Origin of the sequence: Serratia sp. 4542 (assembly GCF_016805595.1) — a bacterium.
GTDB lineage: Bacteria > Pseudomonadota > Gammaproteobacteria > Enterobacterales > Enterobacteriaceae > Serratia > Serratia nevei.
Genome location: NZ_RXKV01000003.1, coordinates 261,125 through 282,389, shown reverse-complemented (window position 1 = coordinate 282,389; position 21,265 = coordinate 261,125). Strand labels below are relative to the sequence as shown.

At 61.8% G+C, this 21,265-nt stretch carries 22 protein-coding genes; 5 read left to right on the top strand and 17 right to left on the bottom strand.

The features are described 5' to 3' along the window. Positions 1–7 precede the first annotated feature (7 nt). Positions 8–3,151: a multidrug efflux RND transporter permease subunit SdeB gene (sdeB, locus tag EKL15_RS03765; protein ID WP_203088827.1), complete on the top strand. Its 3,144-nt coding sequence runs from the start codon at positions 8–10 to the stop codon at positions 3,149–3,151. Positions 3,152–3,215: 64 nt separating this feature from the next. Here the strand turns inward: sdeB and EKL15_RS03760 are convergent, their stop codons facing one another. The 9 genes from EKL15_RS03760 to hinT form a co-directional block, all read right to left on the bottom strand. Further along, on the bottom strand, positions 3,216–3,695 hold the full coding sequence (locus EKL15_RS03760) for an Rrf2 family transcriptional regulator (protein WP_060432120.1): 480 nt from the start codon (positions 3,693–3,695) through the stop codon (positions 3,216–3,218). A 264-nt stretch (positions 3,696–3,959) separates the two neighbouring features. Continuing rightward, positions 3,960–4,496 carry a glycine zipper 2TM domain-containing protein gene (locus EKL15_RS03755; RefSeq protein WP_168166356.1) on the bottom strand — a complete coding sequence of 179 codons (537 nt, stop codon included), beginning with the start codon at positions 4,494–4,496 and terminating at the stop codon, positions 3,960–3,962. A 356-nt stretch (positions 4,497–4,852) separates the two neighbouring features. Next, positions 4,853–6,157, bottom strand: coding sequence for an NAD(P)/FAD-dependent oxidoreductase (locus EKL15_RS03750; RefSeq protein ID WP_004928794.1), 1,305 nt, complete (start codon positions 6,155–6,157; stop codon positions 4,853–4,855). A 332-nt stretch (positions 6,158–6,489) separates the two neighbouring features. Further along, the gene (gene ycfP, locus EKL15_RS03745) at positions 6,490–7,032 is read right to left on the bottom strand and encodes an alpha/beta hydrolase YcfP (RefSeq protein ID WP_015377468.1); all 543 of its coding nucleotides are present in this window, start codon (positions 7,030–7,032) and stop codon (positions 6,490–6,492) included. Between the two features lie 79 nt (positions 7,033–7,111). Beyond that, the gene (nagZ, locus tag EKL15_RS03740; RefSeq protein WP_033646434.1) at positions 7,112–8,131 is read right to left on the bottom strand and encodes a beta-N-acetylhexosaminidase; all 1,020 of its coding nucleotides are present in this window, start codon (positions 8,129–8,131) and stop codon (positions 7,112–7,114) included. A 38-nt stretch (positions 8,132–8,169) separates the two neighbouring features. Beyond that, positions 8,170–9,036, bottom strand: coding sequence for a thiamine kinase (gene thiK / locus EKL15_RS03735; RefSeq protein ID WP_197658842.1), 867 nt, complete (start codon positions 9,034–9,036; stop codon positions 8,170–8,172). Next, the gene (gene lpoB, locus EKL15_RS03730; RefSeq protein ID WP_049202785.1) at positions 9,017–9,607 is read right to left on the bottom strand and encodes a penicillin-binding protein activator LpoB; all 591 of its coding nucleotides are present in this window, start codon (positions 9,605–9,607) and stop codon (positions 9,017–9,019) included. The genes thiK and lpoB overlap by 20 nt, the downstream gene beginning before the upstream one ends. 26 nt (positions 9,608–9,633) lie before the next feature. After that, a complete protein-coding gene (locus tag EKL15_RS03725; protein ID WP_060419506.1) occupies positions 9,634–10,023 on the bottom strand; it encodes a YcfL family protein in 390 nt (129 codons plus the stop codon). Positions 10,024–10,034: 11 nt separating this feature from the next. Further along, complete coding sequence (gene hinT, locus EKL15_RS03720; RefSeq protein WP_004928776.1) at positions 10,035–10,385, bottom strand: purine nucleoside phosphoramidase; 351 nt, start codon at positions 10,383–10,385, stop codon at positions 10,035–10,037. Positions 10,386–10,604: 219 nt separating this feature from the next. Here hinT and EKL15_RS03715 point away from each other — a divergent pair, with 219 nt between their 5' ends. Next, positions 10,605–11,510: an ABC transporter substrate-binding protein gene (locus EKL15_RS03715; RefSeq protein WP_203088818.1), complete on the top strand. Its 906-nt coding sequence runs from the start codon at positions 10,605–10,607 to the stop codon at positions 11,508–11,510. Here EKL15_RS03715 and EKL15_RS03710 read toward each other — a convergent pair. After that, entirely contained in the window at positions 11,507–11,884 is a 378-nt protein-coding gene (locus EKL15_RS03710) for a helix-turn-helix domain-containing protein (protein WP_147839435.1), read from the bottom strand. The two genes, EKL15_RS03715 and EKL15_RS03710, sit on opposite strands and share 4 nt — an antisense overlap. A gap of 99 nt (positions 11,885–11,983) precedes the next feature. On the opposite strand from EKL15_RS03710, the gene EKL15_RS03705 reads away from it, so the two are divergent. Beyond that, the gene (locus EKL15_RS03705) at positions 11,984–12,733 is read left to right on the top strand and encodes an SDR family oxidoreductase (RefSeq protein ID WP_197794391.1); all 750 of its coding nucleotides are present in this window, start codon (positions 11,984–11,986) and stop codon (positions 12,731–12,733) included. Positions 12,734–12,775: 42 nt separating this feature from the next. Here the strand turns inward: EKL15_RS03705 and EKL15_RS03700 are convergent, their stop codons facing one another. Beyond that, entirely contained in the window at positions 12,776–14,080 is a 1,305-nt protein-coding gene (locus EKL15_RS03700) for an Nramp family divalent metal transporter (protein WP_147839436.1), read from the bottom strand. Positions 14,081–14,310: 230 nt separating this feature from the next. Here EKL15_RS03700 and mntR point away from each other — a divergent pair, with 230 nt between their 5' ends. Beyond that, on the top strand, positions 14,311–14,781 hold the full coding sequence (gene mntR, locus EKL15_RS03695; protein ID WP_038875534.1) for a manganese-binding transcriptional regulator MntR: 471 nt from the start codon (positions 14,311–14,313) through the stop codon (positions 14,779–14,781). A gap of 14 nt (positions 14,782–14,795) precedes the next feature. Next, a complete protein-coding gene (locus EKL15_RS03690; protein ID WP_100396548.1) occupies positions 14,796–15,161 on the top strand; it encodes a DUF4180 domain-containing protein in 366 nt (121 codons plus the stop codon). Positions 15,162–15,216: 55 nt separating this feature from the next. On the opposite strand, the gene ptsG is transcribed toward EKL15_RS03690, so the two are convergent. From ptsG to pabC, 6 genes are all read right to left on the bottom strand, one after another. Then, complete coding sequence (gene ptsG / locus EKL15_RS03685) at positions 15,217–16,650, bottom strand: PTS glucose transporter subunit IIBC (RefSeq protein WP_016928184.1); 1,434 nt, start codon at positions 16,648–16,650, stop codon at positions 15,217–15,219. A gap of 343 nt (positions 16,651–16,993) precedes the next feature. After that, positions 16,994–17,770: a metal-dependent hydrolase gene (locus EKL15_RS03680; protein WP_100396547.1), complete on the bottom strand. Its 777-nt coding sequence runs from the start codon at positions 17,768–17,770 to the stop codon at positions 16,994–16,996. 19 nt (positions 17,771–17,789) lie between these two features. Next, the gene (gene holB / locus EKL15_RS03675; protein WP_203088808.1) at positions 17,790–18,797 is read right to left on the bottom strand and encodes a DNA polymerase III subunit delta'; all 1,008 of its coding nucleotides are present in this window, start codon (positions 18,795–18,797) and stop codon (positions 17,790–17,792) included. Continuing rightward, the gene (gene tmk, locus EKL15_RS03670) at positions 18,797–19,435 is read right to left on the bottom strand and encodes a dTMP kinase (RefSeq protein ID WP_033646442.1); all 639 of its coding nucleotides are present in this window, start codon (positions 19,433–19,435) and stop codon (positions 18,797–18,799) included. The genes holB and tmk overlap by 1 nt, the downstream gene beginning before the upstream one ends. Next, the gene (mltG, locus tag EKL15_RS03665; protein ID WP_100396545.1) at positions 19,425–20,450 is read right to left on the bottom strand and encodes an endolytic transglycosylase MltG; all 1,026 of its coding nucleotides are present in this window, start codon (positions 20,448–20,450) and stop codon (positions 19,425–19,427) included. The genes tmk and mltG overlap by 11 nt, the downstream gene beginning before the upstream one ends. A 13-nt stretch (positions 20,451–20,463) precedes the next feature. Then, positions 20,464–21,261: an aminodeoxychorismate lyase gene (pabC, locus tag EKL15_RS03660; RefSeq protein ID WP_100396544.1), complete on the bottom strand. Its 798-nt coding sequence runs from the start codon at positions 21,259–21,261 to the stop codon at positions 20,464–20,466. Between the last annotated feature and the right edge of the window lie 4 nt (positions 21,262–21,265).

Here is a 21,265-nt window from a genome sequence, read left to right as displayed (position 1 = left end):
CTGACCCATGGACTTTTCCCGTTTTTTCATCGACCGGCCGATCTTTGCCGCGGTGCTGTCGATCCTGATTTTTGTCGCCGGGGCGATCGCCATCCCGCTGCTGCCGATCAGCGAGTACCCGGACGTGGTACCGCCCAGCGTGCAGGTGCGCGCCGAATACCCGGGCGCCAACCCGAAAGAGATCGCTGAAACGGTGGCCACGCCGCTGGAAGAAGCGATCAACGGCGTCGAAAACATGATGTACATGAAATCGGTCGCCGGTTCCGACGGCGTGCTGGTGACCACCGTCACCTTCCGCCCCGGCACCGATCCCGATCAGGCGCAGGTGCAGGTGCAAAACCGCGTGGCACAGGCCGAAGCGCGCCTGCCGGAAGACGTGCGCCGCCAGGGCATCACCACCCAGAAGCAGTCCCCGGCGCTGACGCTGGTGGTGCATCTGGTCTCGCCTTCCGGCAAGTACGATTCGCTGTACCTGCGCAACTACGCCACCCTGAAGGTCAAGGATGAGCTCGCCCGCCTGCCGGGCGTCGGCCAGGTGCAGATCTTCGGCGCCGGTGAGTACGCGATGCGCATCTGGCTCGATCCGAACAAGGTCGCCGCGCGTGGCCTGACCGCCTCCGACGTGGTGAGCGCCATGCAGGAGCAAAACGTGCAGGTCTCCGCCGGCCAGCTCGGCGCGGAGCCGATGCCGACGCGCAGCGACTATCTGCTGTCGATCAACGCCCAGGGCCGCCTGCAAAACGAAGAAGAGTTCGGCAACATCATCCTCAAGAGCGGCGACAACGGCGAGATCGTGCGGCTGCGCGACGTGGCGCGCATCGAAATGGGCTCCGGCAGCTACGCGCTGCGCGCCCAGCTCAATAACAAGGATGCGGTCGGTATCGGCATCTTCCAGTCGCCGGGCGCCAACGCCATCGAGCTGTCGGACGCAGTGCGCGGCAAGATGGCCGAGCTGGCGACCCGCTTCCCGGACGGCATGAGCTGGAAATCGCCTTACGATCCGACGGTGTTCGTGCGCGATTCGATCCGCGCGGTGGTGGATACCCTGCTGGAAGCGGTGATCCTGGTGGTGCTGGTGGTCATTCTGTTCCTGCAGACCTGGCGCGCCTCGATCATTCCGCTGCTGGCGGTCCCGATCTCCGTGGTCGGCACCTTTGCCGCGCTGTATATGCTGGGCTTTTCGCTCAATACCCTCAGCCTGTTCGGGCTGGTGCTGGCGATCGGCATCGTGGTGGATGACGCCATCGTGGTGGTGGAAAACGTCGAGCGTAATATCGAAGAGGGGCTGTCGCCGCTGGCGGCGGCGCACCAGGCGATGCGCGAGGTCTCCGGCCCGATCATCGCCATCGCCGTGGTGCTGTGTGCGGTGTTCGTGCCGATGGCGTTCCTCTCCGGCGTTACCGGCCAGTTCTACAAGCAGTTCGCCGTCACCATCGCCATCTCGACAGTGATCTCCGCCATCAACTCGCTGACCCTGTCGCCAGCGCTGGCGGCGCGCTTGCTTAAACCGCACGGCGCGCCGAAAGATCTGCCGTCGCGCCTGATTGACCGGCTGTTCGGCTGGCTGTTCCGGCCGTTCAACCGCTTCTTCGCCAGCGGCTCGCAACGCTATCAGCGCGGCGTCTCCCGCGTGCTGGGCCGGCGCGGCGCGGTGTTCGTCGTCTACCTGCTGCTGCTGGCCGCCGCCGGCGTGATGTTCAAGACCGTACCCGGCGGCTTTATCCCGACGCAGGACAAGCTGTACCTGATCGGCGGCGTTAAGATGCCGGAAGGCGCCTCGCTGGAGCGCACTGATGCGGTGATCCGCAAGATGAGCGCCATCGGCCTGAGCGTGGACGGCGTCACCGATGCGGTGGCCTTCCCCGGCCTGAATGCGCTGCAGTTCACCAATACGCCGAATACCGGCACGGTGTTCTTCGCGCTGGAGTCGTTGAGCACCCGTACCCGCACCGCGGCGCAGATCAACGCCGAGATCAACGCGCGCATTTCACAGATTCAGGAAGGCTTCGCCTTCTCAATCATGCCGCCGCCGATCCTCGGCATTGGCCAAGGCTCCGGCTATTCGCTGTACGTGCAGGATCGTGCCGGGCTGGGCTACGGCGCGTTGCAAACGGCGATCAACACCATGTCCGGCGCCATTATGCAAACGCCGGGGATGGGGTTCCCGATCTCCTCGTATCAGGCCAACGTGCCGCAGCTGGACGCCAAAATCGATCGCGACAAGGCCAAGGCGCAAGGGGTACCGCTTAATGCGCTGTTCAGCACGCTGCAGACCTACCTCGGTTCGTCTTACATCAACGACTTCAACCGCTACGGCCGCACCTGGAAGGTGATGGCGCAGGCCGACGGCCAGTTCCGTGACAGCGTGGAGGACATCGCCAACCTGCGCACCCGCAACGACAAGGGCGAAATGGTGCCGATCGGCAGTATGGTCAGCATCGGCACCACCTACGGCCCGGATCCGGTGATCCGTTATAACGGCTTCCCGGCGGCGGACCTGATCGGCGACGCCGATCCGCGCGTGCTCTCCTCTACCCAGGCGATGGGCGCGCTGACGCAGATGGCCGGCAAGCTGTTGCCGAACGGCATGAACATCCAGTGGACCGATCTGAGCTACCAACAATCGACCCAGGGCAACGCCGCGCTGGTGGTGTTCCCGGTGGCGGTGCTGCTGGCGTTCCTCGCGCTGGCGGCGCTGTACGAAAGCTGGACGCTGCCGCTGGCGGTGATCCTGATCGTGCCGATGACCATGCTGTCGGCGCTGTTCGGCGTGTGGCTGACCGGCGGCGACAACAACGTGTTCGTGCAGGTCGGGTTGGTCGTTCTGATGGGGCTGGCCTGCAAGAACGCCATTCTGATCGTCGAGTTCGCCCGCGAGCTGGAAATGCAGGGCAAAGGCATCGTCGAGGCGGCGCTGGAGGCCTGTCGCCTGCGGTTGCGGCCGATCGTGATGACCTCCATCGCCTTCATCGCCGGCACCATCCCACTGATCCTCGGCCACGGTGCCGGCGCCGAGGTGCGTGGCGTCACCGGCATCACGGTGTTCTCCGGCATGTTGGGGGTCACCCTGTTCGGGCTGTTCCTGACGCCGGTGTTCTACGTCACCCTGCGGCGCCTGGTGGCACGCAAAGCGCAGCCGCAGACGGCGTAATCATCGTCTTAACATGCAAAAAGGTCGGGCATTGCCCGACCTTTTTTATGCATGCGAACCGCGATTATTTATCGGCGGCTTCGGCCTCTTGCTCGGCGGCGTATTCCGCGCAGACGCGCTTGTCGCCCCGCTCCAGTTCGGCCAGAGAATCGGCCACGGTGTGGCGGGCCAGCACCGCAAGCGAGGCCTGCTCGGCCTCGTTCACCACCGATTTGAAATACCAACAGGCGTTGGCGCTCACCAGGCAGCGGGCCGGCACTTCAGGGCGGGAAGCCCAGATGCGCTTGTCGTCGATCACCGCCAGATAGATGTCCCGCAGGGTGATCTCTTCCGCCGGGCGGCCGAGATGGATAGAGCCGTTTCGGCCCAGGGTGGAAACGATGATGCCGTCTTTGGTCAGCGGGACCATCAGTTTGCGGATAAAGCTGGGGTTGGCTTCCAGAGCGGCGGCGAGGGTGGCGCTCGTCGAACGCATGCCCTGCTTCTCAGCTACGGCGACGCTAAGGACCATTTGCAACGCTGTCGGAAAGCGAAAATCTAACATGTCGTTATCTCTGCGAGACGAAATACTCGGGTTTTACCGGTGCGGCGATTGGCACCGAACACACCGCTTAATTGCACAATAATATAACAAACGCGGGGGCTTTTTTGAAGTTTTGCCCAGTGATATGGCACGCAGACATTAGAACGATCGCAAATTTTTGGGCAGGCAGAAAACAGAAACCCGCGTCAATGTTAACGCCGCTCGCTTAACCGGGTTAAACGATCAGAACTAACACTGCCCGCGGGCTTAATTCGAATGTGGCGATCAGGCTCTGTTCAGCACCAGCTGGCCGTTTTTATCCAACGGGATTTGCGTGCCCGGATCGTGATCCATGCGGATCTTGCCCTGCTGATTACCGATCTTGTAGGTCACGTCATAACCCAGCATTTTCTGAGACTTGTCGTAGACCGTTTTGCAACGCTGCTGAACGCTGGTGCTGACGTCGTTGTTCTGCATCGCCCCTTGCACCTGGTTGCCGGCATAGCCGCCGCCCAGCGCGCCGACCACGGTCGCCACGTCGCGCCCGCGACCGCCGCCGAACTGGTGGCCGATCACGCCGCCCGCCACTGCGCCCAGCACAGAGCCGGCGATGCGGTTTTCATCCTGTACCGGCGCACGGTGCGTAACGGTGACGTTGCGGCATTCCTGACGCGGCGTTTTGATGGTTTCTTTAATCGGCGTTGCGGCGAGCACCTGCGCGTACTGCGGACCGGCAGAAAAGACGTCCAGGCTGGCTACCGCGGCAATCCCCAGAGCGGCAGCGATACCAATCCCAACACCGGCTAACATTGACTTGTTCACAGGAAACCTCCTGAAAGTGTTACCACGCATTTTGTCCGGGGTCTGTGACCGGCTGCACCGCGCTTATTATTTTGCGCATGGGCGGCTTGCGGTATCCCGGTTTACGGCGTGCGCGACGCGCCGTCTGTAAACGAGGTAAAGTCTGCACAATGATTTGAGGGCCCGCAATAAGACAAGGGGACCAAAAATGCGGGAAAACGGCCGTTTCGCCGCTGTTTAGGAGGAATCTTAAGAATTTTACCCATACTAACGACAGCTTATGCTGAAGAATCAAGCAACCGCCGCCGTTCGCCTCGCGCCGCCATAAAAAAAACCCGCGCGGGCGAACCGGCGCGGGTTGGTCGACAAAGGCAGGATCAGTGCATTTTCAGACGCGGGCGGATCACCCGGTTGATGCCGCCTACCAGCATCATCAGGCCGGTTTTGATGTAGCCGTGCAGCGCCACCTGGTGCATGCGGTACAGCGAGATGTAAACGAAGCGCGCGATGCGCCCTTCCACCATCATCGAACCGCGCATCAGGTTGCCCATCAGGCTGCCGACGGTGCTGAAGCGCGACAGCGACACCAGCGAGCCGTGGTCTTTATACACGTATGGCTTCAGCGTCTGGCCGTTCATCAGCGCCAGAATATTGGTGGCGCAGCGCGAGGCCATCTGGTGCGCCGACTGAGCGCGCGGCGGCACAAAACCGCCGCCCTCTTTCGGGCAGGAGGCGCAGTCGCCGATGGCGAAGATGTTCGGATCGCGCGTGGTCTGCAGCGTCGGCTCCACCACCAGCTGGTTGATGCGGTTGGTTTCCAGGCCGCCGATGTCTTTCATGAAGTCCGGCGCCTTGATGCCGGCCGCCCATACCATCAGATCGGCATCGATGAACTCGCCACCTTTGGTGTTCAGGCCTTTGGCATCGGCGCTGGTCACCATGGTGTTGGTCAGCACGCGCACGCCCAGTTTGATCAGCTCCTGGTGCGCCGCAGCGGAAATGCGCGGCGGCAGCGCCGGCAGAATGCGCTCGCCGGCTTCCACCAGCGTCACGTTCAATGCGCTGTTGTCCAGGCCTTCGAAACCGTAGCTGTGCAGCTGCTTCACCGCGTTGTGCAGTTCGGCGGACAGCTCAACGCCGGTGGCGCCACCGCCGACGATGGCGATGTTGACGCGCTCTTTTTGCCCCGGCTGCGCCGAGAACTTCAGGAACAGGTTGAGCATTTCGTTGTGGAAGCGACGCGCCTGATGCGGGTTATCCAGGAAGATGCAGTGCTCTTTCACGCCCGGCGTACCGAAATCGTTCGAGGTGCTGCCCAGCGCCATCACCAGGATGTCGTACGGCAGTTCGCGCGCCGGCACCAGCTCGCCGCCCTGCTCGTCGCAGATCTGCGCCAGCTGCAGCGTTTGCGTCTCGCGGTTGATGTTGGTCAACGACCCCAGTTGGAAGCTGAAATGGTGGTTGCGCGCGTGCGCCAGGTAGCTGAGCGCATCCACGCCGTCATCGAGGGAACCGGTCGCCACTTCATGCAGCAGCGGTTTCCACAAATGGCTGTGGTTGCGATCCACCAGCGTGATCTCCGCTTTGTTCTTGCGGCCAAGTTTATGGCCCAGGCTGGTCGCCAGCTCCAAGCCACCGGCGCCGCCGCCAACAATAACGATTTTCTTCTTTGGCGTTGTCAAAATAACCCCCTAAATGTGAACCATTTGTTATTCCAGGGTAAATAAATAATATCCTTAGAATACATAGGGTTCGCTTAAAATAAATCGGCTCTCTAAGGCCAGAATAACATGCGAGGTTATTTGGTCATACCAAAATTGACGTACATCAAATTTTTTTGGTTAAAGGCTGGACGCGGGGATTTTTTGGGGATTGTGATTCAAATAGTTAGCGCTGAGTCACAGTTTTAAATTTTGCCGATTGCCACGAAAAACTTTACCTTGGCGTACAAAAAAGCCGCACTTTCCGTCGGTACAAAACGGGGAGCGCGGCTCGCGGCGGCGTTATGAAACTGTTAACCCAGCGCCTTGAACGCCTTGAGCCGCTGCAGATGGGGTGAGATGTTTTTGAACTTGTGCGTCTGCTGTTCATCCCAGACGATTTCGTAGTAGTGATGCAGCAATTCGGCGCTGCGCCGGTTATCCAGCACCTCGTCGTGCCGCGACAGCACCACCAGACAGCGGTCGCGGTTCTTCTCGCGGAAATCCTCCACGCACTTGGTGGCAATATCGCGATACTCTTCCGGCCGGTCTATCTTGCCGTGCATGTGCTCTTCCGGGTACAGATTGGGGTTGAACATCGCCTGGCGAATGCCGCACAGGAAGCCGATGCGCTCCGCCCAGAAGCCGCCGAGGCCGACCCCGCAGATCAACGGGTGCGCGTCGCCGCCCTGCTGCACCGCCTTGTCCACCTCTTTCAACAGATGCTGCATGTCGTGACGCGGATGCAGCGTGCTGTAGCTGATGAAGCGCACGTCCGGATCGATAAACTGCAGCTGTAACACCTTTTCATGATTGCCGGGACTGGTGGAATCGAAGCCGTGCAAATAGATAATCATGTGGATCCTCGCAACAAGCCAAGGGCCGCGGGCGCGGCCCTCATCATTTCCGCTCTGCGCCGCGATGCGGCGCCTGGATTCACCCTTGCGAACGCTGCTTGTGCTCCTCCCAGCGTTCGCTCAGCGCGCTGAGCGCCTTGTGCGCCTGCTGCCAGCGCTCGGAGTCGCGCAGTTCCTGACGGGTGAACTGACCGCGATGATATAACCGCTTCACCTTCTCTGCTTTGACCGGGGACAGGTTATCCAGCACGCTGACCGCACCTTCGCGGTGGTTGCACACCAGGATCATGTCGCAACCGGCATCGAGCGCCGCCTGGCCGCGCTCGGCGTAGCTGCCCATAATGGCGGCGCCTTCCATCGACAGATCGTCGGAGAAAATTACGCCGTCGAAGCCCAGCTCCTGACGCAGGATCTGCTGCAGCCAGTAAGGCGAGCCGCTGGCCGGACGCGGGTCCGCTTCAGTATAGATGACGTGGGCCGGCATGACGGCGTCCAACAGCTGGCGGTTGATCAGCTCGCGGAAGATCGCCATGTCGTGCTCGCGGATCTGCGCCAGCGGCCGCGGATCGCGCGGGGTTTCCTTGTGCGAATCGGCGCTGACGGCGCCGTGCCCCGGGAAGTGTTTACCGGTGGTTTTCATGCCGGCGCTGTGCATGCCGAGGATAAAGCGTTCCGCCATCGCCAGCGCCTGCTGCGGATCGCTGTGGAACGAACGCTCGCCGATCGCCGCGCTGCCGTGGCCGATGTCCAGCACCGGCGCAAAACTGATGTCGATATCCTGTGCGATCATTTCCGCCGCCATCAGCCAGCCGGCCTCCTGCGCCAGCCGGCCGCCTTCCTGCGCATCGTGCAACGCGGCGAACGACTGCGCCGCCGGCAGGCGGGTGAAGCCCTCGCGGAAGCGCTGTACGCGCCCGCCCTCCTGATCCACCGCCACCACCAGCCGATCGTGCGAGGCGGCGCGGATCTGGCGCACCAGCTCACGCAGCTGCTCCGCATCGTGGAAGTTGCGGGTAAACAGGATCAATCCGCCAACCAGCGGGTGTTTCAAAATTTCGCGTTCTTCTGCATCCAGCTCGTAGCCGGCGACATCTAGCATTACTGGGCCCACGGGCACCTCACTTCATTATTGTTCGTTCAGAATTCGGATGGTGATAAACAAAGCCGCCGGCGCACCGCCGCGCCCCAGCGCAAAAATTCGGCGTCGCCGCTCTGCTGCCAGCGCACTTCGAACCACAGCAGCATCAGATAATCGACCCACGGCAGCCAGCGGTGCACCTGCGCCTGCAGCCGGGCGACGTCGTGATAGCCCTGGCGCGCGTAGTGCTGCAAAAAGCGCTGCTGCTGGCCGGCCGACCAACCGTTGCCGCGAAACAGCGCGGCGATATCCAGCGCCACGTCGCCGTCGGCGGCATATTCCCAGTCGATCAGCCGCAGCCCTTCGCCGGTGGCGAGCAGATTGCCCGGATGGATGTCCATGTGCAGCGGCGCCAGGCGCAGCGGCCGTGGCGAGGCGCTGCGTAAAAAATGACGCTGCAGGCGCAGCCAGTCAGGGGTTAAACGCCGCCTATCCAGCTGCTGCCAGTAGCGGCGGAACTGCCGTCGCAGATCCAGTCGGTAACCGCTGAGCGGCCGCCGGTGCAGTTCCGCCGCCATCGCCGCCAGCTCGCCGCGCTGATTCAGCGCCGCAAACTCGGCATCGGTGACGACGTCACCTTCGAGCCATTCAAGGATAAGCCACTGATTATTCTGTGTGAAAACCCGTGGCCCCAGCCCCGGCGCGCAGCGGCGCAAGACCCGCGCTTCCCGCCGGCGGCTCACGCCCAGCGCGCGTTTTTCCGCACTGTGCTGCCGCGCCAACAGCGTGATGCCCGCGCCGTCGATGCGCCAGCTCTCGCCGGTCAGCCCCTGCACCGGGCTGAAATGACAACCGGCGGTATTCACCGCCGGCAGTCTGGTTTCCATCAATCGTCGCAGCGCGGCCTCAGCGTTTAACGGCGCCATTGCCCGACCAGACGATCTCGCCGGTTTGCACCAGCATCAGCTGCATATCCAACGCCGGCGACTTCACGTCTCCGCTGACGTCGCTGTACAGCACGTACTGCGCGCCGACGATGCGCGCCAGGCCAATCGCCTTGCTGCGCGAACCGAAGCTGTCATCCGCCGACAGGCCCAGCGTTTGTCGGGCGCTGGTCAGCTTCGCTTCCGGCACCACGCTGAAGGTGGAATTCGACGCCAGCGCCTTGTACAGCGCCGCGGTAGCTTTGCCCATCTGCAGCGAACCGTTGGTATTGTTCTTGACGCTGTCCAGCAGCAGCACGCTGCCGGCCGTGACGCCATCGGCCTTCAGCATCTGCCCCACCAGCGGCTGAACGCTGCCCAGCCAGTCAAGCTGCTGGATTTTCGGCGGCTGCGGCACCGGCTCGGTGGTTGGCGGCTGTGGCTGCTCGACCGGCGGCTTCGGTTGATCTGGCTCGACGGTGACCGGCGGCAGCGGCTGATCCGGCTCAGGCGGACGCGACAGACAGCCGCTCAGGGTTAATGCGGCCAGCGCCACTAAGACGTACTTTTTCATGCTTTTTCTCCAAACCTGGCAAGCGCTTACAGGTACAGATACAGACGCGCGCTTTTGGCGTCCAGGTTGCCGTTAATCGAGTAGATTTTGGCGTCCGAGTCGGGCGCCACGACGATCTCGCGCGGTTTCTCGAAGGGGCGAATATCCAGCCCCTGCGCGTCGTACCAATAGAAACGATAATGCACGGTGACCGGCGTCGATTGGCTGTTGTTGAGCACCGAGGTCGCCATCACCCGCCCGGAGGCGTTCGAAATCGAGGGCGTATCGGCCAAAATGCCGGCGGTCAGCACCGAAGGATCCATCACCACCGTTTGGCGTTGATTGACCGCGATGCCGGACGGCGAGCTGCACCCCATCAGCAACGCGGCGGGCAACGCCAACGCCACCAGACCACGCAGAGTTTTTTTACCGCGCATGATTTCCTCGCTTAACGTGACAACAGCGGCCCCAGCGAGCGGCCACCGACCAGGTGCATATGAATATGATAGACCTCCTGACCGGCGTGGCGGTTGCAGTTGACGATCAGACGATAGCCGTCTTCGGCGATGCCTTCCTGTTCGGCGATCTTCGCCGCGGCGGTGATCATGCGGCCCAGCGCGGCTTCGTGCTCCACGGTCACGTCGTTGACGGTTGGGATCAGCACGTTGGGAACGATCAGCACATGGGTGGGTGCCTGAGGGGAGATGTCACGGAAAGCGGTGACCAGTTCATCCTGATAAACCACATCAGCAGGGATTTCGCGGCGGATAATTTTACTGAAAATCGTTTCTTCGGCCATCTGGCGTTCCTTTTTACACAATTAGCTGTACGCAGTATGAGTGACAAATTCTACTGCTTTCAACCTGATTGCGCACTTTCCGCGTCGAGTGCTGCAGATTCGCGCAGGCCGGCGCCCCGCTTGTGCATCTTTTCACTTTGGTTATTCACTATTGTTGCTTTACTTGCCCCGTGCCGCCGCCAATAGTAACCCCATGATTAACAAAGAGTAGAGGGTGTTATGCCACTGAGGATTTCGGCGCTGTGCGCGCTGTTGCTGAGCGCTGCCGTTCAGGCGGCCACGGCGGGCGGTATCGATCTGCAGGCTAACCGAGAGCCGATACGCGCAGAGCCGAACCCGGCCGCTATCGCACTGATTCCGGCGAATTTTCACTTTGCGGTGCCCGGCAAGCTGACGGTGGCGGTGGCGTTCGAGAACTCCCCGCCGCTGGCGCTGTTCGCCGAAGACAATAAAACGCTGATCGGCAGCGATCCGGACATCGCCCGCCTGGTGGCCGACAGCCTCGGGCTTGAGCTGAATCTGGTGCCCACCTCCTGGGAAGATTGGCCGCTGGGCATCAGCGCCGGCAAATACGATGCGGCGATCTTCAACATCGCCGTCACCAAACAGCGCAAGACCAAATTCGACTTCGCGACCTATCGGGTGGACACGCTGGGCTTTTACGTCAAATCCACCAGCCACATCACCTCGATCAACCGGCCGCAGGACGTCGCCGGGCTGCGGATCATCGTCGGATCCGGCACCAATCAGGAAAACATTCTGCTGGGGTGGGATAAGCAGAACCGCGCCGCCGGGCTGCCGCCGGTGCAGCCGATCTATGTGACCGACGACGCCGCCACCAACCTGAGCATTCAGTCTGGGCGCGCCGACGCGTTCTTCGGCCCCCACTCCACCGGCGCCTACAAGGCGGCGCTGACCGGCAAGACCAAAATGGTCGGCATCGGCCCCAGCGTGGCCTACGTCGCGGTCACCACCAAAAAAGGCAACGGGTTGGTGAACGCCATCAACGCCGCCATCAACGGCGTCATCGTCAGCGGCGAATACGCGCAGGTGCTGGAGCGCTGGGGCGAAGGCGACGAAAAGGTCGAGCGCTCCGCCATCAACCCGCCGGGCATCGGCGACTAGCCGCCGATCAGCTGCGGCGCGTGCCGACGCATCCACTCGGCCAGCGAGTCCAGCGTCGGCCGCAGCGATTTGCCGAGCGCAGTGACCTGATACTCCACCCGCGGCGGCACTTCGGGATACACCTGCCGCGTCACCAGGCCGCGCTGCTCAAACAGCCGCAGCTGGCGCGTTAGCTCTTTTTGCGCAATGGGCGCCACCGCCCGCTGCAGTTCGCTGAATCGTACCGGGCTGTCGATCACGATCAGCCGGTACAGGATCGGTATCGCCCACTTGCCCGACACCAGATTGACGAAGTCCACCATCGGGCAAGGTTCGCCCGCCGTCGGCAACGCCGCCAAATTATTTTCCGCCGCTAATGGCGCTTGCGCCGTCATTTCATCCCACCTCGCCCTTTAGTATCCAAAAGGTGCCTACTATGCAAAAGGAACTATAGCGCAAATAATGCCGCAACTGACGCTAAAGAGGAATCGGTTATGTCACGACTGCAAGGCAAATACGCATTGATTACCGGCGGCACCAGCGGCATCGGGCTGGAAACCGCCCGCCAGTTCATCGCCGAGGGCGCGACGGTAGCGATCACCGGGCGCAGCCAAAGCGCCCTGGACGCGGCGGGCCAGGCATTGGCGGGCAAGGCACTGTTGCTGCTGAGCGACGCCGGCGATATCCCGCAGCAGCGCGAACTGGCGCAGCGGCTGGGGCAACGGTGGCCGCGGCTGGACGTGCTGTACATCAACGCCGGTGACGTTACGCATCGCCCGCTGCAGGAGTGGGATGAGCAGAGCTATCAGCGGCTGATGGACATCAACCTGAAGGGGCCGTTTTTTCTGATCCAGGCTTTGCTGCCGCTGCTGGCCAACCCGTCTTCGGTGATCCTGTGCGGTTCGGTCAGCGCCCATATCGGCCTGCCGCAGAGCAGCGCCTATGCCGCCAGCAAAGCCGGCTTGCTGTCGCTGGCCAGAACGCTGTCCGGCGAGCTGCACGCGCGCGGCATTCGCGTCAACGGCCTCAGCCCCGGCCCGACCGAAACCCCGGCGTTGGGTAAGCTGGGGTTGGCGGAAGCGGATGAGCAGGCATTGCGCGACGATATCCGCGCGCTGGTGCCGATCGGCCGCATGGGCAGCGCACTGGAGCTGGCCAAAGCGGCGGTGTTTCTGGCGGCGGACGAGTCGGCATTTATGGTCGGCGCCGAGCTGCAGATGGACGGTGGCGTGGGGAATTTATAATTTAATTTAGCGACGCGGCCGCACCCCGCGCGGCCCATAAGATCACCCCAGCCCAGGGATCTCGACGCCGAAGGTCTGCAACAGCAGCACCACGTTGAGCAGCACGATCACCACCGTGCCGACCACCGCCGCCAGGCTGGTCCAGCGGCCGTTGGCGAACTCGCCCATGATGTCGCGGCGGCGGGTAAACATCACCAGCGCGATCATCGGCGCCGGCAGTGCCAGGCTCAGCACCACCTGGCTGTAGACCAGCGCGTCGGTGGCGTTGACGCCCATCGCCACCACGATAAACGCCGGCACCATGGTGACCAGGCGGCGCACCCACACCGGAATGCGGAAGCCAACGAAGCCCTGCATGATCATCTGCCCGGCCATAGTGCCCACCACCGAGCTGGAAATGCCGGAGGCGATCAGCGAAGCGAGGAAGATACCGGCGGCCGCCGCACCGAACAGCGGCGTCAGCGTATGGTAGGCGGTGCCAATTTCGGCCACGTCGCTGTTACCGGCGTGGAAGGCACTCGAGGCCATGATGACCATCGCGATATTCACCAGCCCGGCGAGCGCCAGCGCGATCACCACCTCAATATTGGAGAAACGCAGCAGCTTACGCCGCTCGCCGTTATCGCTGGCCGGGCTGCGGTGCTGGGTCAGCCCCGAATGCAGGAAAATGGCGTGCGGCATCACGGTGGCGCCGATAATGCCGACGGCGATGGTCAGCGCCTGCGCGTCCGGCAGCTGCGGCGTCACCATGCCGATCCCAGCCGCCTGCCAGTCTACCGGTACGATGAACATCTCGACCAGGTAACACAGCGCGATGATCCCCACCAGGCCGCCGATCATCAGCTCGACCGGGCGGAAACCTTTTTTTTCCACCATCAACAGCGCATAGGTGATCACCGCCGTCACCCCCATTCCCGCCAGCAGCGGCATATGGAACAGCAGCGCCAGCGCGATCGCCCCGCCGAGAAACTCTGCCAGATCGGTGGCCATCGCCGCCACTTCGCTGAGCAACCACATGCCGATCACTACCGGCCGTGAAAACTGCTCGCGGCACATCTCCGCCAGATTGCGGTTGGTGACGATGCCCAGCTTGGCCGACAGCGCCTGGAACAGCATGGCGATCAGGTTGGCCATCACCACCACCCACAGCAGGCTGTAGCCGTATTTCGCCCCGGCCTGAATGTTGGTGGCGAAGTTGCCGGGATCCATATAGGCAATAGAGGCAATCACCGCCGGGCCGGCGAACAGCAACGGCGTAAAGGCGCCGCGCTTGCGTCCGGCAAGGGCGGCGCCAATCGCAATGTTGGTCCGTTCGGTTAACGATGGAGTGGTTGCCGCATCACGCATGAAGTACCCTCAATCTTTCACTGGTTATTTTTCCACCTATCATGCTGACAATGTAGCATCGGCTACACTTTATGCAACAGGCGAAATTCATTGGCTTTGTGTAGAGATATTTCTAACTACCACAATGCGTGGCATCGAATTGATAATGTGTGCTATTTGGACTAACTTAGGGCAACCCTCCCCGCATTGCCGGGAGATGCCATTTTTATGCTTACAGGACGCCCCACGCTATGGTTACCCGCGCGCCAGATAACGCCGACCGCCACGCCCAGACCGACATGCCGGACGAGGCCGAGCACGCCCTGCGTTTTAGCCGCGCCCGCGAAGCGCAGTCCAATGCGCTGATCGAAGATTACGTTGAGCTGATCGCCGATTTGCTGCAAAGCACCCGCGAAGCCAGAACCACCGACATCGCGCGCCGCTTCGGCGTGTCTCACCCGACGGCGATCAAAAATATCGCGCGGCTGAAAAGCGCCGGGCTGGTGGAATCGCGCCCTTATCGCGGGGTGTTTTTAACGGAAGAAGGCGAGCAGCTGGCGCAGAAGGTGCGCCGCCGTCACCGCATCGTGGTCGATCTGCTGATGTGCGTCGGGGTGCCGAGCGAAACCGCCGAGCTGGACAGCGAAGGGATTGAGCACCATATCTCGGACGAAACGCTGGCGGTGTTCGAGCATTACCTGCAAAAGCACGCCAAACCCTGACTCCTGGAGCGCCGATGAGCTACGCCGTGCGGCAAATCCATGATCTGCGCCTGGTGGTTTTCGCCGAAGCCGGGCCGCCGTTGAAAGACGAAAACGACGTCAGCCTGTTTATCGCGCCCGCCTTTGAACACGATGCCGGGATGATTGCCCTCCCCGTCAACCGCCTCGACGCCGCCTTCTTCCAACTCAGAAGCGGCGTGGCCGGCGCCGTATTGCAGAAATTCATCAACTACCGCCTGCGCGTGGCGCTGCTGGGCGATATCACTCCCTGGCTGGCACAAAGCAACGCGCTGCAAGATTTTGTGCGTGAAGCCAATCGCGGCGAACAGGTCTGGTTCCTCCCTTCTCTCGCCGAGCTCGAACAGCGGCTTGGCGCCTGACGGCAGGCAATAAAAAGGGAGGCTTTCGCCTCCCTTGGTAACTCCCCTGCCTGAATCAGTGATTACGGATGTATTCGTCCATATCGGTTTTCAGGTTGTCGGACTTGGTGCCGAAGATGGCCTGCACGCCGGAACCAGCGACGACTACGCCGGCTGCGCCCAGTTTCTTCAGGCCCGCCTGGTCAACTTTGGACACGTCGGCTACGCTGACGCGCAGACGGGTGATGCAAGCATCCAGGTTAGTGATGTTTTCTTTACCGCCAAAGGCCTGAACCAGCGCCGCGGACATTTCGGAACCGCCCTGCGCAGTCTGCTCGGCAGCGGTGTCTTCACGGCCCGGGGTTTTCAGATCCAGCTTGGCGATCAGCACGCGGAAGATGGTGTAGTACACCAGACCGTAGACGATGCCGACGATTGGGAACAGCCAGATTTTGCTGCTGTTGCCGCTCAGTACGATAAAGTCGATCAGGCCGTGCGAGAAGCTGGTGCCGTCACGCATGCCCAACAGGATGCAGATTGGGAACGCCAGGCCGGCCAGGATAGCGTGGATCACGTACAGGATCGGCGCGACGAACATGAAGGAGAACTCGATCGGCTCGGTGATACCGGTCAGGAACGAGGTCAGCGCGGCGGAGATCATGATGCCGCCGACTTTCGCGCGGTTTTCCGGTTTGGCCGAGTGCCAGATAGCGATGGCTGCAGCAGGCAGACCGTACATTTTGAACAGGAAGCCGCCGGACAGTTTGCCCGCGGTTGGGTCACCCGCCATGTAGCGAGGGATGTCGCCGTGGAATACCTGGCCCGCCGCGTTGGTGAATTCACCAATTTGCATTTGGAACGGTACGTTCCAGATGTGGTGCAGACCGAATGGCACCAGAGCACGCTCAACCACGCCGTAAATGCCGAAGGCCACGACCGGGTTCTGATAAGCCGCCCACTGCGAGAAGGTCTGGATAGCCGTACCGATCGGCGGCCAGATGAAGGACAGCACTACGCCCAGAACGATCGCCGCCAGACCGGAAATGATCGGCACGAAGCGCTTACCGGCAAAGAAGCCCAGGTATTCCGGCAGTTGAATGCGGAAGAAGCGGTTGAACATATAGGCCGCGATGGCACCGGAGATAATCCCCCCGAGCACACCGGTATCCGCCAGGTGTTTGGCCGCAATCTCTTCAGCCGGCAGGTGCAGCACCAGCGGCGCAACCACCGCCATGGTTTTCACCATGATGCCGTAGGCCACCACCGCCGCCAGCGCGGAAACGCCGTCGTTGTTGGTGAAGCCCAAAGCGACGCCGATGGCGAAAATCAGCGGCATGTTGGCGAAGACCGAACCGCCCGCTTCCGCCATCACGTGGGAGACTACCGCAGGTAGCCAGCTAAAGTTGGCGGAGCCGACGCCCAGCAGGATACCTGCGATAGGCAACACGGACACCGGCAGCATGAGCGATTTACCTACTTTTTGCAGGTTTGCAAATGCGTTCTTGAACATAGTTGAGTGTGCTCCTGAGTAATAATGCTTTGCTACTTCTTGTCGCGATAATTCGCGCTGCAAGGGGGGGAGAAAAACCCCTGCAATTCAGGGTGTCTGAGCACCCCTTGAATTTATTACGCAGAGTAAAATAAATAGCCTGCGCAATGTTTGATGACAATCACGTTTCGATGATCGAGCCGCGGTAACTTTGCATAAACCGGCTGTTTTTTGGCAAAACGGGCCAAAAAACACGCATCAATCACCCTGAAACGGGAGGGAACCTTACCCGTTTCAGTGATTAATTACGAGCTTAAAAAAAATTACGCAGACAATGACCTACAGCTATAGCCTAGGTCAAAGATCACAGATCGAGGTGAAATAAGCGTGAAAAGTTGGCGGTGGTCGCTTCGGCCAGTTGTTCCAGGCTGACGCCCTTCAATACCGCCATGTATTCAGCCACATCGCGCACATAGGCGGGTTGGTTTTCTTTGCCGCGATGCGGCACCGGCGCCAGATAAGGCGAATCGGTTTCCACCAGAATGCGATCCAGCGGCACATAGCGGGCCACCTCACGCAGCTGTTCGGCGTTGCGGAAGGTCACGATGCCCGAGAAGGAAATGTAGAAGCCCAGATCCAGCAGCGCTTCGGCCGTGGCCAGATCTTCGGTGAAGCAGTGAAGTACGCCGCCGCAGTCCTGTGCCTTCTCTTCACGCAGGATCGCCAGCGTGTCCGCACGCGCATCGCGGGTGTGGACGATCACCGGTTTGTTCAGATCCCGGCCGATGCGGATATGTTCGCGGAAAGAGTCCTGCTGCAGCTCAAGATTGTCTTTCTGGTAGAAGTAATCGAGCCCGGTTTCCCCCAGCGCTACCACCTGTTCCGCCGCCGCCAGGCGGCGCAGCTCGGCGTAATCATACCCCTCTTCCAGATTGAGCGGATGCACCCCGCAGGAGAAGGCCACGTCGTTGCGCTTGCCGATCAGCTCGGTCATGGAACGGTAGCCCGGCAGCGTGGTGGCGACCGCCAGCACATAGCCGACGTCGCGCGCTTTGGCCTTGGCCAGCGCATCGTCCACATTCTGGTGCAGCGTTTGATAATCCAGACTGTCGAGGTGGCAATGAGAATCGACTAACAACATAATGTTTAACTCTTTTACTTTACAGCGAATGAGGGTGGGAATAGCCGGCGGCGCCGAGCATCTGTTCCCAGCGAAGTAACTGTTCGGTCAGCAGCAGCTCGCGATTGACGCCCACCACGCTGAGCAGCTGATGGCGACAGTTCAGCCACTGCTGCACGATCTGCTGCAGCGAGGCGCTGCTCAGCAGGCTGGCCAGCTGATGCACCAACGGCTGCTGATCCTGATTCAATACATACTGATGCGCGCCCTGCTGCCACTTCATCGCGTCCACCAGCAGCGCGCACAGCCAGTGCAGGCGCTCGGCGACGTCTTCATGGTTCAACACCGGCAGCAGCGACAGCATATCGCGCTGCGGCAGCGCGGCGCTCAACGCGGCGCACAGGGCGCTGCGCTGTTGCCACTGCTGCGGCTGCAACAGCTGTTCGGCGGCCAGCGGCGCGCCGTCGTGCAGGCGCAGCGCCGTGAGGCGGTCCGTCTGAGATCCGGCCGCCTGTCGGCCCAGCCACTGCAGGCTGAGCTGCTCATCCGGGCTGGCCAAATGCCAGTACAGGCAGCGGCTGCGCAGCGTCGCCATCAGCCGCGACGGCTCACGGCAACCCAGCAGAAAATAGGTTTTCTCCGGCGGCTCTTCCAGCGTTTTAAGCAGCGCGTTGGCCGCCGCCTCGGTCAGCTGTTCCGCCTGCGGCAGCCAAATCACTTTAGCGCCGCCCTGCTGCGCGTGGGCGTAAAGCGTTTCAATCACCTGACGGATCGGCTCAATGCCCAGGCTGCTCTTGCCCTTTTCCGGCGCCTGCACGTGATAATCCGGGTGGTTCCCCGCCAGCATCAGCCGGCAGCTGTGGCACTCGCCGCAGCTTTTTTCACCGTTGCGCTGCTGGCAGATCAACCAGCGGCTCAGGCCGTAGGCCAGCGCGTCGTCACCGTTGCCCGCCGCCGCGTGCAGCAGCAGCGCATGATGGCCGCGGCCGTCGGCGTACTGCCCAACCAGCTGGCGATAAGGGCCGTTCAGCCACGGGTACCAGTTCATTATGCGCCTTCCTGCTGCCGCAGCCAGTGGCCGACGCAGTCGCGGATCGCCGCGGTCACCTGCTCCAGCGGCTGGGCGGCGTCGACGGTGACGATGGTTTTATCCTGCGCCGCCAGCTCGAGATAGCGAGCGCGGGTGCGCTCGAAGAACGGCAGCGCTTCCTGTTCGATGCGATCCAACTGACCGCGCGCCTGTGCGCGTTGCAGGCCGACCAGCGGCGGCAGATCGAGATAGACCGTCAAGTCCGGGCGAAAATCCCCCAGCACGGTGTCGCGCAGCGAGCTCATCAGCTGCGGATCCACGCCGCGGCCGCCACCCTGGTAAGCCTGTGAAGAGAGATCGTGGCGATCGCCCACCACCCAGGCGCCGCGCGCCAGGGCCGGTTTAATCACGGTTTCCACCAGCTGCACACGCGCGGCGTACAGCATCAATACTTCGGCCTTGATGGTCGGCAATTCGCCGTCGATGCCGCGCTTGAACAGATCGCGCAGCTTCTCCGCCAGCGGCGTGCCGCCCGGCTCGCGGGTGAAGACGATGTCGCTGACGCCGTGTTCGCGCAGCACATTGACCACCGTATCGCGCGCGGTGGTTTTACCCGCGCCTTCCAGCCCTTCGATAACAACGAATTTACTTTTCATTCTTTTCCTTTAACGCCTGACGGTACACGCGCACCGCCTGGTTATGGCTCGCCAGATTGGTGGTGAAGGTATGCCCACCCTTGCCGTCGGCGACAAAATAGAGATAAGGCGTTTTGGCCGGATTGGCGGCCGCCTGCAGCGAGGCCTCCCCCGGCATGGCGATCGGCGTTGGCGGCAGGCCGGCGATCACATAGGTGTTGTACGGCGTCGGCGTCTCCAGATCCTTGCGCGTGATGTTGCCATTATAGCTTTCGCCCATGCCGTAGATCACCGTCGGATCGGTCTGCAGGCGCATGCCGATGCGCAAGCGGTTGACGAACACCGACGCGACCTTGCTGCGCTCTTCCGGCACCGCGGTCTCTTTCTCGACGATCGAGGCCATGGTCAGCAGATCTTCCGGCGTTTTATACGGCAGACTGGTGTCGCGTCCGGCCCAGGCGGCCTGCAGCGCTTTGTTCATGCGCACGTGTGCGCGTTTGAGCAGCGCGACGTCGCTCATGCCGGCGGTATACTGATAGGTATCCGGGTACAAATGCCCTTCCGGCGTTTCTCCCGCAGGAATGCCGAGCGCTGCGGCAATCTCCGCTTCGCTCTTGCCCGCCAGGGTGTGTTTCAGGTATTTGGACTGCTGCAGCACCTGCTGCCAGTCACGCAGGCGTGAGCCTTCGATAAAGCGTGCGGTGAACTGCGCCTCTTTGCCGCTGGCCAACAGTTTCAGCATCTGGCGCACCGTCATGCCCGGCGTGAACCGGTAGGTACCGGCTTTAAACTCCGCCAACTCCGGCTCCAGCTTCAGCAGCCACTGGAACCAGCGCCCGTTGCGCACCAGTTTATCGCGCACCAGTAGCCCTTCCAGCGCTACCCGGCCGGTGCCGGCCGGCAGTTTGAAGATGGTTTCTTGCTGGATAGCCAGCGGCGTATCGGCAAAGCGTTCGATCTTCTGGTAGCCCCAAAACAGCAGCGCCAATACCAGAACAACAATAACAGACAGGACCTTCAGCTTTCTTTTCTTCATCAATCAGCCATGGTTAACAGTGTGGACGCAAAAAATCATACAGCTGGCGCGAAGCATAACGCCATGATTGCGCAGCGTTTACCGGCAGCAGCGGCATCAGCGCATTGCTCACCAGCACTTCGTCGGCATCGGCCAGCGTCTCCAGCGGTTCACTGACGCACTGCAGACGGTATTCCGAGCCCGCCAGCAGCGCGATCACCCGCCGCCGCATCAAGCCCGCGACGCCGGCCTGGCTCAGATCCGGGGTAAATACCGCTTTTCCCTTACGCCAGAACAAATTAGCCGCACAGCATTCCACCAGCATACCGGCAGTGTCAAGCACCAGCGCCTCGTCGGCGACCGTCTGGTCAAGATGCGCGCGGATCAGCACCTGCTCCAGGCGGTTCAAATGCTTCAACCCCGCCAGCAACGGATTGCGCGCCAGCGCCACCGGGCTGAGCGCAAGCGTGATGCCCTGCTCGCGCCACTGCAAATAGTGCGCAGGGTAGCTGCTGCGGGCGACGATACGCGTCGGGTTTTCGCACCCCGTCGGGCTGTAACCCCGCCCGCCGCTGCCGCGCGTCAGTATCGCTTTGACCACGCCGAGCGGAATTGATTCGGCCGCCAGCGCCATCTCCCGCTCGAAAGCCAGCCAATCGGTGGCAGGCAGCATCAGCCGCTGCGCCGCTTGCTGCAGCCGCTCCAGATGCCAGGGCAGCAGCTCGATTTTACCGTCGATAACCCGGGCGGTAGTAAAGCAGCCATCGCCGAACTGCAGGCCACGATCGCTCGGCGCCAGCGCATCGTGGCGTTGTCCGTTAATCCAGTACATGCTT